The sequence below is a fragment of the Bacteroidota bacterium genome, from assembly GCA_020402865.1.
In the GTDB taxonomy this organism is placed as follows: Bacteria; Bacteroidota; Bacteroidia; order Palsa-965; family Palsa-965.
Genome location: JADBYT010000026.1, coordinates 134911 through 148044 on the forward strand (window position 1 = coordinate 134911; position 13134 = coordinate 148044).

15 protein-coding genes are annotated in these 13134 nt (G+C 48.0%); 11 read left to right on the forward strand and 4 right to left on the reverse strand.

Annotation, left to right across the window (positions count from 1 at the left end; translation table 11 throughout):
* On the reverse strand, window positions 1-513 hold the full coding sequence (locus IM638_16685) for a DUF2384 domain-containing protein (protein ID MCA6364673.1): 513 nt from the start codon (window positions 511-513) through the stop codon (window positions 1-3).
* A gap of 70 nt (window positions 514-583) precedes the next feature.
* On the reverse strand, window positions 584-1939 hold the full coding sequence (lhgO, locus tag IM638_16690; protein ID MCA6364674.1) for an L-2-hydroxyglutarate oxidase: 1356 nt from the start codon (window positions 1937-1939) through the stop codon (window positions 584-586).
* On the opposite strand from lhgO, the gene hemE reads away from it, so the two are divergent.
* The 3 genes from hemE to IM638_16705 are packed head-to-tail and all read left to right on the forward strand — an operon-like array spanning window position 1938 to window position 5160.
* Window positions 1938-2972: a uroporphyrinogen decarboxylase gene (hemE, locus tag IM638_16695; GenBank protein MCA6364675.1), complete on the forward strand. Its 1035-nt coding sequence runs from the start codon at window positions 1938-1940 to the stop codon at window positions 2970-2972. The genes lhgO and hemE overlap by 2 nt on opposite strands.
* A 38-nt stretch (window positions 2973-3010) precedes the next feature.
* Complete coding sequence (locus IM638_16700) at window positions 3011-4195, forward strand: putative DNA binding domain-containing protein (GenBank protein ID MCA6364676.1); 1185 nt, start codon at window positions 3011-3013, stop codon at window positions 4193-4195.
* A complete protein-coding gene (locus tag IM638_16705) occupies window positions 4192-5160 on the forward strand; it encodes a ParA family protein (protein ID MCA6364677.1) in 969 nt (322 codons plus the stop codon). The genes IM638_16700 and IM638_16705 overlap by 4 nt, the downstream gene beginning before the upstream one ends.
* Here the strand turns inward: IM638_16705 and IM638_16710 are convergent, their stop codons facing one another.
* Window positions 5161-5964 carry a class I SAM-dependent methyltransferase gene (locus tag IM638_16710; GenBank protein MCA6364678.1) on the reverse strand — a complete coding sequence of 268 codons (804 nt, stop codon included), beginning with the start codon at window positions 5962-5964 and terminating at the stop codon, window positions 5161-5163. It lies immediately after the preceding gene.
* Window positions 5965-6308: 344 nt separating this feature from the next.
* On the reverse strand, window positions 6309-6998 hold the full coding sequence (locus tag IM638_16715) for a response regulator transcription factor (protein ID MCA6364679.1): 690 nt from the start codon (window positions 6996-6998) through the stop codon (window positions 6309-6311).
* A 135-nt stretch (window positions 6999-7133) separates the two neighbouring features.
* On the opposite strand from IM638_16715, the gene IM638_16720 reads away from it, so the two are divergent.
* From IM638_16720 to IM638_16755, 8 genes are all read left to right on the forward strand, one after another.
* Window positions 7134-7466, forward strand: a complete 333-nt coding sequence (locus IM638_16720) for a winged helix-turn-helix transcriptional regulator (GenBank protein ID MCA6364680.1) — start codon at window positions 7134-7136, stop codon at window positions 7464-7466.
* Window position 7467: 1 nt separating this feature from the next.
* Window positions 7468-8145, forward strand: coding sequence for an aquaporin (locus IM638_16725; GenBank protein MCA6364681.1), 678 nt, complete (start codon window positions 7468-7470; stop codon window positions 8143-8145).
* Window positions 8142-8570 (forward strand): arsenate reductase ArsC, encoded by a 429-nt coding sequence (locus tag IM638_16730; GenBank protein ID MCA6364682.1) that lies wholly within the window; start codon window positions 8142-8144, stop codon window positions 8568-8570. The genes IM638_16725 and IM638_16730 overlap by 4 nt, the downstream gene beginning before the upstream one ends.
* Window positions 8571-8626: 56 nt before the next feature.
* Window positions 8627-9202: a phosphatase PAP2 family protein gene (locus IM638_16735; protein ID MCA6364683.1), complete on the forward strand. Its 576-nt coding sequence runs from the start codon at window positions 8627-8629 to the stop codon at window positions 9200-9202.
* Window positions 9203-9287: 85 nt separating this feature from the next.
* Complete coding sequence (locus tag IM638_16740) at window positions 9288-10223, forward strand: hypothetical protein (GenBank protein ID MCA6364684.1); 936 nt, start codon at window positions 9288-9290, stop codon at window positions 10221-10223.
* Window positions 10224-10321: 98 nt separating this feature from the next.
* Window positions 10322-10684, forward strand: coding sequence for a fluoride efflux transporter CrcB (gene crcB, locus IM638_16745; protein MCA6364685.1), 363 nt, complete (start codon window positions 10322-10324; stop codon window positions 10682-10684).
* Window positions 10685-10688: 4 nt separating this feature from the next.
* Window positions 10689-12365 carry an alkaline phosphatase family protein gene (locus IM638_16750; GenBank protein ID MCA6364686.1) on the forward strand — a complete coding sequence of 559 codons (1677 nt, stop codon included), beginning with the start codon at window positions 10689-10691 and terminating at the stop codon, window positions 12363-12365.
* A 365-nt stretch (window positions 12366-12730) separates the two neighbouring features.
* Window positions 12731-13111 (forward strand): hypothetical protein, encoded by a 381-nt coding sequence (locus tag IM638_16755; protein MCA6364687.1) that lies wholly within the window; start codon window positions 12731-12733, stop codon window positions 13109-13111.
* Window positions 13112-13134: the final 23 nt, after the last annotated feature.

Here is a 13134-nt window from a genome sequence, read left to right on the forward strand (position 1 = left end):
TTACACAAATACACCGTGATCAATACGTACAAGCTCGCCAATAACCATTTCCTTGCCGTATGAATCTTTGAGAAGTTCCATCGGCTCAAGGCCTCCTAAGGCAAAACTGGGTGTATTTAACCAGCCTCTGAATTTTTCCAGATCACCAAATACATCAAGGCCCACTTTGGTTACCTCCGCCATTTCAATAATTTTTTCCGATTGAAGCGGCCCGAAACTTTTTGATGCCTGTTTGTACCGCTGAAGCGATTTGGTGGACAAATCAAGCAGTGATGCCCAGTCGTTTTCTGTAAATGGCGTATAGTGCTGTATAAGACTGAAAAGTGAATACGGAATACCCAAGCGGATAACCACCACGATGAGCATTTTATCTTCGAGGAAATCTTCGTAGGTGCGTGTTTTACGCAACTTAGCAGCTACAGGCACCGGTAAGTTTTCGGGCGAACTGTGCTGCAAGAGCAGGGCGATTTCTTTATCGAGCTTTTGCTCAATCGTAACTTTGGTGAGAGACATGTGTACCTCCTTCGACAACTGTCCCCAAATTTACGACATTTTTCCCGATAAGTTTCACATCCCCCCAAAATTACTTCACCAGCGCAAACTTTTCGGTAGCCATTTCCTCTACCGCTTTGCCTATGGCGAGACACGCTGTGGCGGCAGGAGAAGGGGCATTGAGCACGTGAATGGCGTTGCCTTTGTACTCAATTTTAAAATCATCAATCATATTGCCTTCGGGCGAAAGCGCCATGGCGCGTACGCCGCTGCGGCTTGCCACAATATCGTCTGATTCGAGTGTGGGAATTAATGTTTGCAGGCGTTTGAGGAAGTAGGCTTTTGAAAAAGCGCCCCGGTATTCATCCAGACCGAATTTCCAGTGTTTGGCGAAGAATTTCCAGGTGCCGCCAAAACCAAAGGCCTGAGCGGTATCGCGCATGCTGAAGGAAGTGCGTCCGTAGCCTTCGCGTTTAAACACAAATACGGCGTTAGGACCGCATTCCACGCCACCATGAATCATGCGGGTAAAATGTACGCCGAGGAAGGGGAACTGCGGATTGGGCACCGGGTACACGAGGTGACGTACTTTGCTCATGCCTTTCTCGGTAAGGTCGTAATAATCGCCACGGAAACCTACAATGGCGGCATCGCTTCGGGTGCCTTCTTTTTTGGCAATACGGTCGCTTTGCAAACCGGCGCAGCTTACCAGATAACGTGCGTTTATGGTACCCCGGTTGGTGATAATGTCGGTACTGTTGTTGTGATGGATGAAATCTTTTGCTTCGGTACTGAGGAATACTTTGCTGCCGGGAAATTTCTGTTCAAGCAGTTCGCCCAGTTTACGGGTTACGCCCGGAAAATCAATAATACCCGTGCAGCCCACCCGGATGCCGGCAATAGCTTTTACATAGGGCTCAATTTCGCGTACCTGATCGCCGGTAATGATTTCGATGTCTTCCACACCGTTTGCCTGTCCGTTGGCAAACACTTTGTGCATGTGGGCAAGCTCGCTTTCCTTTACGGCAGCAATTACTTTCCCGCAAATATCATGAGCGATATTATGTTCTTTGGCAAACGCCACAAGCTCACGGCGGCCGTCCACACAGTTTTTGGCTTTGTAGGAGCCCGGCTTGTAATAAATACCTGAGTGAATAACTCCCGAATTACGGCCGGTCTGGTGTGGAGCCAGACGATCTTCTTTTTCAAGAACGGCTACTTTCAGGTTCGGATGACGCACATTTATTTTATACGCCACGGCAAGGCCCACACAGCCTCCGCCAATAACTACCACATCAAACGATTGCTTTTCGGTGCTCACGGTTTCGCTATTTGTGCGCAAAGATACACGGGTTTTAGTATGGCCGTTCTTAAATTTTCCGGGCAAATTCCGGCCCTGACAAAACGCTGACAAGCACCGGCGCCAAACACTTACCTTTGCGGCCATGAATCTTCAGAACGATCTCTTACTGCGTGCGGCCCGTGGCGAAAAAACAGAACGCACACCCGTGTGGCTCATGCGTCAGGCCGGCCGCGTATTGCCCGAATACCGTGAAGTACGCGCCAAAATGGGCGGCTTTAAGGAATTGGTAAAATCGCCCGAGTTTGCCTGCGAGGTAACCGTGCAGCCGGTAGATATTCTCGGGGTGGATGCCGCAATTATCTTTTCTGATATTCTGGTCATTCCCGAGGCAATGGGTCTTGATTACGAAATGGTGGAAAGCCGTGGCCCGCTGTTCCCCAAAACAATACGCTCTGCTGCCGATGTGGAAGCGCTCCGCGTGGCAAACGGGGTTGATGATCTTTCCTACGTGTGCGATGCCATACGGCTTACTAAAGCCGCGCTCGGTAACCGCGTGCCGCTTATCGGTTTTGCGGGTGCGCCGTGGACCATTCTGGCTTACATGGTAGAAGGCAGCGGCTCAAAAACATTCTCAAAAGCCAAACGCTTCCTTTACACCGAGCCGCAAACGGCACATGCCCTGCTCGAAAAAATTACGCAAAGCACCATTCATTACCTCAAAGCTCAGGTAGCTGCCGGGGCCGATCTGGTTCAGATTTTTGATTCCTGGGCCGGTATTCTTTCACCGGTGCAGTACCGCGAGTTTGCGCTGCCCTACATAGCCCGCATTTGCGATGAACTGCATACGCTGGTGCCCGTAACCGTGTTTGCCAAAGATGCACACTTCATTCGCCGCGATCTCGGGCTGCTTGCTTCCTGCCGTACGGTAGGGCTCGACTGGACCATGGATGCTGCCGAATCGCGTGAACTCATCGGGCCAGACAAAACGCTGCAAGGCAACGCCGATCCGTGTTTGCTTTATTCCGATTTTGCCACCATCAAAGCCGAAGCACATAAAATGCTTCGTGCATTTGGTCCGCAACGCCACATTGCCAACCTCGGGCACGGACTTTATCCGGATCTGGAAAAAGACAAAGTGCGTTGCTTTGTGGATGCGGTAAAAGAGTTTCAGGGGTGATTAAATAACATTCACCTGTTTGCTTAACTTCGTGGCTTATGACACCCGACGAACTCAGGCAACTAATTCAAGGCATTGAAACAGACCGGATTGAAAAAACCGAGTCTGAAACCAATACCGATAAGTTCGGGGAAGCAATCTGTGCCTTTGCCAATGATTTTCCCGATCATCAGCAGCCGGGCTATCTTATTCTCGGTGTGACAGATAACAACGAAATTAAAGGGGTGACCAATGCCGAAAAGGTAATGCTCACCATCAGTAACCTGCGTTCGGGAGGGAATCTTTCCTCGCCGCCAGCACTCACTACTGAAAGCATAGATATAGACGGTAGGCAGGTAGTAGTAGTAAAAGTATTCCCGCACATTGCGCCTCCGCTCAAATTCAAAGGGCGGATTTACATTCGCGTAGGCCCGTCAAAAGCTATTGCCGCAGAAAATGAAGAAAGAATGTTGTCCGAAAAAAGGGCACGCGCAGGAAATCGTCCCTTCGATTCGCAGGCTGCACGGGGAAGTACACTTTCAGACCTGAATGTAAATCTATTCAGGGAAACCTATTTACCCACCGCCGTTCCGCCCGACGTAATTGAAGCCAATCACCGCGACATTAAAATACAGATGGCCTCGCTTGGCTTTTACGATACTAAATTCGATTGTCCTACACACGCCGGAATTCTGTTTTTTGGCATCAATCCGCTTTTCTTCCTGCCCGGAGCCTACATACAGTATGTACGCTACGAGAAAGAATTAATTACCAGCAATGTGGTGGAAGAAAAACGATTTTCCGGCGACCTCATTTCCATGCTCCGTGATCTCGACCGGTTTGTGCAACTTATAATCCGCCAAAAGCCAGTTCCCGTTTCAGGCCTGCGCGAAGAAATGAAAGCCGATTACCCCGCATGGGCACTCCGCGAGTTGCTTATGAATGCGGTTATGCACCGGAATTATGATTCCAATGCGCCGATACAGTTTTACCAGTCGGAAGACAGTATTCAGATTCGGAATGTGGGCGGATTGTACGGTGCTGCCCGCGATGCTTTTCCTGAAATTAATGATTACCGCAATCCCACCATTGCCGAAGCACTTAAAAATCTTGGCTATGTAAATAAATTCAGCCGTGGTGTGGCCACTGCACTTGATCTTTTGATCAAAAACGGCAACAAAGTTGAACTCACTATTGATCAGCCCGCTTACATCAACGTGCTTATCCAATCAGCTGCGTTATGAAAATCATTACCTTTTTCAATTGCAGAGGTAAAATCGGGAAAACCACCATGATTTACCACCTCGCACACAAGTTTGCCGAAAAAGGAGTAAGAGTTTTGGCGGTGGATTTAGATCCACAGGCGGGGTTGACGGAGATGTTTTTGCCATCAAGTGATCAAATATCTCATCTTACAAGAAATCTTTACTTTGGGAGTTTGTTAGGTAGTAAAAAGCTGACACTACATGAGAAGTCAGAATATCGGAGTATTCCTATTAGTAATAATATTTACTTAATTCCGAATGATCTTGAGTTTGTTTCTGCTGAAGAGTTTCTAAGTACAGCATGGTTTTCCTTTAATAGTGATCCGAATGATAAATATCCAGAACTTTCTTTATTTGAAGATGTCATAAAGTATGCATGTGAAAAAGATGATATTGATATAGTATTGGTTGATTTAGGGCCGAATTTATCAGCAATTAATAAGACCGTATTGTTTATGGCTGATTGTAATCTTCTTCCTGTATCTTATGATAATCTATCATTGCATTCTATTAGAAAAACTGGTAATAGTTTGAATCAGTGGGAAAGAGAATGGTGTAATAGTTCGAATTATTTGAAGAAAATGAAAGAAATGGATAGATTCCATTCTGGTTACATTATCCTTTTTCCAGGTAGTACAGATATAAATTTATATCCAAACTCAATATATGGTGCTGCTATTTCTAGGGAATATTGGCATGAAGTATTGCAATTGAACATAGATGTTGGAAATGATATTCATGTTGACAAAATGAGTCTTTCTTTACTCAAATTCAATCGCAGTCTCTACCCCATGGCTATAGAAGCGGGTAAACCCATGTTTCACCTCACTCCCGCCGATGGAGCCATAGGTAACCACCTCAACGCCGTTCGCCAGTGCAGCCTCGAATACGACATTCTCGCCGAGCGTATTAACCAAGCCTGCCAGTTAGGTTTGAAACTCTGATTACACCGGCTTCACCACCTCAATCCCGTACATCATCGGCATTTTATCGCCGAAACCTTTGATGCGCCAGAAACCGTCTTCGCTCTGCTCAATATTCTGAAAACAGGGGTAAGGCGAGTAGGTGTATTCCTCAAAGCGTTTCAGCTGAAGTCCTTGTGCCATCAAACTGCCCATAATTTTTGCAAGGCCATGGTTCCAGCCGTAGGTGGTATAGCTGATTTCCGCATTGCGGTCAGCGTAGCTGCCTTCTTCCAGTTCCACAATCGGCTCGTTTTCGGCACTGTTATAGGGATAGGCCAGGTGTGAAAAATCGTTCGAAAACATCCACAACACCGGATGAAAATCCACTATCAGAAACCGTCCGCCGGGCTTAAGCGATTGTGCAATTACTTCGGCCCATTTGTTCAGGTCGGGAAGCCAGCCGATGGTTCCGTACGAGGTAAACACAATATCAAAGGTGTTGTGTATGTGGTTGCGTGTGTCATATACGTTACAGCATACAAAACGCGCATCAGCCTTTTCGGATGCGGCCAGTTCACCGGCCAGCTTAACAGCTTCGTCGGAAAGATCAACGCCTGTGACTTTGGCCCCCAGTCTCGCCCAGGAAATCGTGTCCATTCCAAAATGACATTGCAGGTGAAGCAGCGTCTTCCCGTTTACATCGCCCAGCCAGTCACGCTCAAGCTGATTTAAACTGTTCTTACCGGCTTTAAACGAGTCGATATCATAAAACGCCGACTGCTTGTGTACAGCGGTCTTCAGGTTCCACGCATTCCGGTTCTGTTCTAAATAATCACTATTCATGGGGAAATGTACATATAAAAACAAAGCAGCCATGCTAAAGCATGGCTGCTTGTCAAACACGGTAATTACGCCCCAGTTACTACCGTGTAGATCATAATGTTATCAGTAGATTGAGTTTTCCTCAATATTTAAAATACAAATCTATTTTTCGCACGCATTGCTGATTTCTTTTTTCGGTCAGCCCGGCCCATTTCCCGGTAAACCCTGCTAAATCATAGCCGGTTTCACTTCACAACTTCCCGTAATTCATGTGTCCGTGTAATCAATGTAAAACATTAGGTGTAAAGCATGCCGGTATAACAACGTACGTGAATACGGGTGTGTATCAAAAGAAGAGGTTTGTTTTATAACAAATGAAGTCTGCGCATCAGAATCGGGCGGTATTGTTCGCCAATTGGAATGGAGGTGCTGCCAATTTTAGCTACATTTTCCTCCACACTGTCAATATGTTGCACCGCAGCAATCCACGACCGGTGTATGCGCAGAAACAGCGAAGAGGGCAGTTTTTCTTCCACACTTCGCAGAGTCATGTGTATGGTGTAGCGTTTATCGGCCGTATGAATGGTAATGTAATCGCCCAGAGCCTGCACATAGAGAATATCTTCGAGCCTGATTTTAACAAGTTGATTTTGTGCACGTACAAACACAAAATCACTTTGAATACCTGCAACTGATTTGCGTTGTATGTGCAGCGCCTGAGCTTTTTCAATGGCCTGAATAAACCGCTGCAGGTTTACCGGTTTTACCAGATAATCAACCACATTCAGCTCAAATGCCTCCACGGCATAGTCAGACTTTGCAGTAATCAGTATCACAAGTGGTTTTCGTTCGAGTGAACGTAAAAGGTCAAGCCCCGACATATCGGGCAATTCGATATCGAGAAGCAGCAGGTCGATATTTTCGTTTTTCAGCCTGTTGTAGGCTTGCGTTGCACTTTCGCAAGAGCCGGCAAAGGTGAGGTTATCCACCTGCGCAACCAACTGTTCAAGCGCCATAAGCGCAAGCCGGTTATCATCAACTATTAAACAATTCATGGGTTATGGTATATTTAAGGGATAACCAACTGCAAGTTTCCACATTTATACGGCCCAAACTTTATTTTTTTTGCAAATCAGGTAGAAATAACGGTATTCTGGAACTGTTAAAATTAATTATCGTAATATTGCGATATGGGAAAAACGAAAACAGGGGTTTTTAGTGAAACACAAAACCAGCTGGCCGTTCTGGCCAAAGCCCTTGGGCATCCTGCCCGTATTGCTATTCTGGAAGTACTGATTACCAAAAACACATGTATATGCGGCGATCTTGTGGAAGAGCTGCCGCTGTCGCAATCAACCGTTTCGCAGCATCTAAAGGCGCTAAAAGAAGCCGGTCTCATTCAGGGTGAAATAGAAGGGCCGCGCACGTGTTATTGTATTCATTCCGAAAACTGGCAAAACGCACAGCGTCTGCTCGCCGATTTTTTCCAAATGAGGGAAAATGCAACCGTAAAATGCTGCTGAAATGATTGATTATTCCCCCAAACAACGTCTGCTGGCCGAATGGCTGGGCACTTTTTTTCTGGTTTTTTGCGGCACAGGCGCTATAGTGATTAATGATATTTCGGGCGGAGCCATTACGCACAGCGGTATTGCCATCACCTTCGGGCTGGTGGTGATGGTGCTTATTTATGCGTTCGGAGAAATTTCGGGTGCGCATTTTAATCCGGCAGTTACGGTTGGTTTTGCGCTGGCCGGTCGTTTTGCCTGGAGCCGGGTGCCGCTGTATGTGCTGTGTCAGTTTGGCGGAGCACTTGCGGCCAGCTTTACGCTCAAATGGCTTTTTCCGCAACACGAACTGCTGGGCGTAACGCTGCCGTCGGGCACGGCCGGACAATCGCTGGTGCTGGAGTTATTGCTTACGTTTTTGCTTATGCTGGTTATTCTTCGCGTATCGCAAGGTGCGCGTGAGAAGGGAATCACGGCTGCGCTGGCTGTGGGCGGACTGGTGGCACTTGAAGCCCTTTTTGCCGGGCCGGTTTGCGGCGCGTCTATGAATCCGTTTCGTTCGCTGGCGCCTGCGCTGGCTTCGGGGCATACCGAGCACAGCTGGGTCTATCAGATAGGGCCGTTTGCCGGTGCCGCTGCGGCCACGGGTGTTTCGGCATTTTTTCAATCAAAAAAATCTCAACCTGAGTTATGATACACGTTCTCTTTGTGTGCATCCACAATTCGGCCCGCAGCCAGATGGCCGAAACCTATCTCAATCATTTCGGTGCCGGTAAATACAGGGCGCAGAGCGCAGGCATCGAGCCGGGTAAACTGAATCAGGTAGTGGTAAAGGCCATGCACGACGATGGCTTTGATATTTCGGGCAACGGCACCAAAAGTGTGGAGGAGATGCTGCAAAGCCGTCAGCTTTTTGATTTTGTGGTAACCGTGTGCGACGAAGCCAGCGCCGAACGCTGCCCGGTTTTCCCCGGCCCCGGGAAACGCCTGCACTGGGGCTTTCCCGATCCTTCGTCGTTTGGCGGCGATGAGGCCGAAAAGCTCAAACAAACCATTATTGTGCGCAATGCCATCAGGCAAAAAGTACAGGAGTTTGTGAATCAAAACGCCGCCGTGTAAAACTCGTGCAGCCGGTGTCTGAATGACGGCCGGTTAATTTGGTAACTTCGGCAGGTATGCCTGACTTTCTTGATCAGTACGACCGGCTGGTGTTTTTTGCCATTCACAACTGGCGCAACGGCCTGCTTGATTTCATTATGCCCTGGGCCACCAACCGCTGGGTATGGATTCCGCTGTATGCCCTGCTGGCGTTTTTGCTGTGGAAGCATTACCGCTGGCAAACCATTTCCATTGTACTCATGGCCGGTGCACTCATTGCGCTGAGCGATCAGGGCGCCAATTTTGTGAAACGCACCACCGAACGCCCGCGCCCCTGCCACAACAGCGAGATTGCCGCAAAAATTACCACACCCGCCGGCTGCGGCGGCCCCTACGGCTTTTTCTCCGGCCATGCCGCAAACAGCATGGCGCTGGCCGTGTTTCTCTGGTTCTTTTACAAAGCCACACCGCTCAAAAAATGGATGTGGCTGCTGTTTGTATGGTCGCTCATTGTGATGTGGAGCCGCATATACGTAGGTGTGCATTATCCGCTCGATGTGCTTTGCGGGGCTGTGTTTGGCGGCCTGTGCGCATGGGGCTGCTACCGGCTTTATTTTGTGCTAAGCGAGTGGGTGAAGAAAATTTTGCCGTGATGGCCTCTGAGTAATATTACTGAGAGGTTGCCAATACACAAATTAGTTTTTTGTAGTTTAGTAACAAACGATTACCCCTTCACACATGTCAACAAAAAATCAACAAAAATCACAGCACCTGCTTGCTGTATTTGTATCGTTCACAGGCCTTATTTCGCTGCTGTTTGTTTATGTCTATGACCTTATTCATAAGGTAAATTATGGACATTCAGTTTGGTATTACATTTTTTCTTCGCTACAGAGTATTTACTTCTGGGCGCCGGAAGGATATTCTTACTTATCATTTATACTCGCTCTGATTTTTCAGCTACTAATGATTTTTGGGGCCTTGAAAACACTGAAAACAGGTAAGTATAGCCGTTTGCTGATTTTTTCTGCCTTGCTGGTTTTCTTTGTGAATGCACTATTCCTGCTTCCGTATCTGATTAATGAAATGATGAATATTAGAGGTATTACGGCGCTTTCATTATTAAATATTCTTGTGTTGTTTAGCTATGTGTTATGGAGTTATTATTTATTAAAAGCTGGATTACGCGGAGTGCAATTTAAAATAGTAAGTTATGAGGAAGACGGGCAGCTAAAGACAAAGCCCGAAAAAGCTGATATGGCAATACGTTTGTTTCATCGGATATTGGATATACTGCTTATGTATATTGCGTCGAGAGGTATTGTTACGATGTGCAAACGATTATTAGGTATGTATTACATGGGGGATGTTTTTTCGTACGATCTTTTAGAATTATCGCCAATAGAATTGGCTTTAATCGATATATTTATCGTAATTGCTTTTTATATACTTACCGAAGTGGTTTTTGGTATTACTCCTGCAAAGGCACTCTCCGGCACACTTGTAATTAGCACAAACGGCAACGCACCTTCAAAGGCTCAGCTAATAGGTAAAACATTTGCTCGTTTTATTCCTTTTAACGGACTGTCTTTCTTATTCGGAAAAGATTTTCAGGATAAACTCAGCAATACACTTGTGGTGAAACAGCAAGCGCAGGATGAGTCGCATACATAGTAGTCAACAGCAAACATTAACTTAAAGCTGCTGTAATCAGTGGTAAAGAAAGATTGAGTAATTTCAGCAAAGAAATTATTCCGAATTACGCTTTCACGATGCAAACCCTCCTGCTCATTTTCCTCGGCGGCGGCTTAGGTAGTTTGGCCCGCTACGGCGTATCGGTGCTGGTGCGGCAGTTTTCGGCGGCAGCGTTTCCGCTTGCAACCCTGCTGGCCAATGTGCTGGCCTGTGTGGTAATGGGCGCTGTGCTCTGGTACTTTGCGCAACGTGAGGCCGACGCGCCGGTGAAGTTGTTTTTGCTTACCGGTTTCTGCGGCGGATTCAGCACATTTTCCACCTTCAGCCTCGAAACGCTTGAGCTGTTCAGGCGCGGAAGTACGGCTATGGGTGTGCTCAACATCAGTTTAAGTATTGCACTTTGCATGGCCGTGCTTGCGGTGCAGGTGCGCAAAACATAAGTGTATGAAAAAGCTTTTTCTGGGTGCGGCACTTGCCACCGCAGCCTTTGTGTTCATGGCGCAAAAACCTGCGCAGCAACCCGATTCGTCGTCGTTGCCGCGCGCGCCTAAATTGGTTGTGGGCATTGTAATTGACCAGATGCGTTATGATTATATTTATCGCTACTGGGACAAATTCGGCAACGGCGGTTTTAAGCGGCTGGTGAATGAAGGTTATTTCAACCGCAATACACATTACAATTACATGCCCACCGAAACCGGCCCCGGCCATGCGTCTATTTACACCGGTACATTTCCGGCCGTGCATGGCATTGTGGCCAACCGCATGAACGATCTCAGCACCGGCAATCCTTCCATTTACTGCGTATCCGATTCATCGGTTACGGGTGCCGGCACTTCCTCGACCGAAGGCAAATGCTCGCCGCGCAAAATGCTCACCACCACCATCGGCGATCAGTTGCGCATGAACACCATTGGCAAAAGCAAAGTAATTGGCATTGCACTCAAAGACCGCGCGGCCATTCTGCCCGCAGGCCATTCGGCCGATACGGCCAACGGACTTGCTGCATACTGGTATGAAATGGGTACTGGCAAATTCATCAGCAGTTCGTATTACATGAAAAATCTGCCCGCATGGGTTGATGCATTCAATAAATACGACCTGGCCGCGCAGTACATGAGCAAGCCCTGGACCACACTGCTTGCCGCCAATCAGTACACCGAAAGCCTGCCCGACGATAACCGCTACGAAACCGTGTTTGGTCCGCTGGAAACACGCCCCGTATTTCCGCATCCGGTGGATAAGCTCAAGGGAATGGATGCGTACAAGGCGCTCGGACGCACACCTTACGGCTGCAACCTCACAAAAGATTTTGCGCTGGCCGCCATTAAAGGCGAAAACCTGGGCAAACGAGGCGTTACCGACATGCTGGCCGTAAGCTTTTCATCGCCCGATATTATCGGTCATTATTACGGTCCGCAAAGCATGGAGGTTGAAGACACTTACCTGCGCCTTGATAAAGACCTTGCTGATCTGCTCAACTTCATCGACAACTGGGTGGGCAAAAACAACGCCCTCGTGTTCCTCAGTGCCGATCATGGCGCGGTGGAAGTGCCGCAATACCTTACCGATAATCACATCCCCGGCGGCTATTTCAACGATGAAGTAATTGCCGATTCGCTCAAACGTTTTTACCAGCGCCTGTACGGCGATTCGTCGCTGCTGCTTACTGTAGATAATTACCAGGTGTTTTTAAACCGTAAACAGCTTGCCAAACACAAGCTCGATGCAGCCGAAGTACAGCGCGCCACTGCCGCACGCATCACACAAATGAACGGTATTGTGGGCGCAGTTACAGCCAGCGATCTGCTTTCCACACAGTTCACCAGCGGGGCACGCATGCTGATACAAAATGGCTGGCACCCCAAGCGTTCAGGCGATGTGTGCTACATTCCGGCGCCGGGCTGGCTGGCAGGCTGGGGCAAAACAGGTACTTCGCACGGTTCGCCGTGGAGCTATGATACGCATGTGCCGCTGCTTTGGTGGGGCTGGAAAATTAAGCCCGGCCAGAGCGATGCGCATGTAAACATTGTGGACATTGCGCCCACTGTGTGCCAGCTCATTGGCATACAAATGCCCAACGGCACGGCCGGAAAACCGCTCGAAGGATTGTTGCGATAGTACTTTGGGAATTCTGTTTTCGTAAATGCAAAGTGCAAGACACTAACGCTAACAGTTAGACAGATGAACCTAAATTGATTAATAATTAAATATTGATCTGTTAGCCGGTGTTTTTTTGATTATTTATAACCTGATTTTGATAATTATGGTTATTTATTTGTGTGTTAATGCATGATGGGTTAGGTTTGAATTGCTCATCAATTACACACACCATGACCAACTTCATTCTTTCTATCTGGTTTTTTGTGGGGATGGTATTTGCCTGAACCACTGTACCGGCTATAAGCCTCAGTATGGCCGGTACAACCCTTTTATCTGCATATTCCGGCAGGAACAGATACGTTTACGAATGCTATCTTTGCCACATGAAATCGCAGCCTGCCGAGCGGCACCGCCTCACAACACTTCAACGTCAGATTATGCAATGGCTTTTTCTGGCCGGAGGAGGTTCACTGCCGCTTGATGAGTTGTTTTCCACACTGGCCACACATTCCAACACACCGTACACCAGCCCCGAAGTTACCGCCGACAGGCTTTGCGAAGCGGTAGAGCAGCTCCTGCTTATGGATTACGCCGAAGTGCGCGACGACAGCCGCCCCAAGCTGCGCACCAAACTTTCACTCTACGATTTTGCGCCCATTTTGCAATACATGACAGAGCAGGAGGGTAGCTGGAAATGGCGGCGCGGCGTTTGTCCGGTGGTGGCCCTTTCGGATGCAGGCTACCGCTATGCGGCGGCGAAGTAATTTTTGCCAGCTTCGCGGCGGAA